Source organism: Bartonella sp. TT121SHDZB, from assembly GCF_042193415.1.
Classification (GTDB): Bacteria; Pseudomonadota; Alphaproteobacteria; order Rhizobiales; family Rhizobiaceae; genus Bartonella.
The window spans coordinates 1-593 of the sequence record NZ_JBHILR010000075.1; the positions used below are offsets into that span (position 1 = coordinate 1).

General features: G+C 38.1%; 1 protein-coding gene. It reads left to right on the plus strand.

Going from position 1 to position 593, the window contains the following annotated elements:
• The coding region (locus ACFIKI_RS08570) for a hypothetical protein (protein ID WP_375666802.1) at positions 1-593 on the plus strand (593 nt) is incomplete at both ends.

The following is a 593-nucleotide window of genomic DNA, read 5'->3' on the forward strand; positions in this document are numbered from 1 at the left end:
CAAGCATTAAGGGATTTTGACGATGTTAAGGCTGGTGCCTTGGGTGGTTTTATTGAAAATGAAAGTAACCTCTCTCATGATGGCAATTGCTGGGTTTACGATAATGCTCTTGTTTTAAATCCTGCCCATATTTATGAAAATGCCAAGGTTTTTAATAACGCTATTATAATGGGTAGTGTTTATGGCAATGCCCATGTATGTGACCGTGCCCGCGTTTATGCAAATGCTCATGTTTATGACAATGCGCATCTTTCTTATAATGCTTGGGTTTATCATCAGGCGCGGGTTTATGGCAATGCAAAATTATCAGGAAATGCTCGTATTCATAGCAAGGCGGTAGTTTATGATCATGCTGTTATCAGTGGCGCTGCTAAAATTTATGGCAAGGTTTATGGGAATGCTAGCGTGGGATGTCATACTGATGTTTATGGCTCTGTTTATGGTAATGCGAAAATCTCTGGTTATTTCGTGATTAGAGGTAATGTATATGGCAATGCAAGATTAAAAAGACATAGTGATTTATATTGGGTTCCCATAAATTGTGAGGTTTATGAAAACGATACCGTTGTAAAGATTATTGAAAATAACGCTGC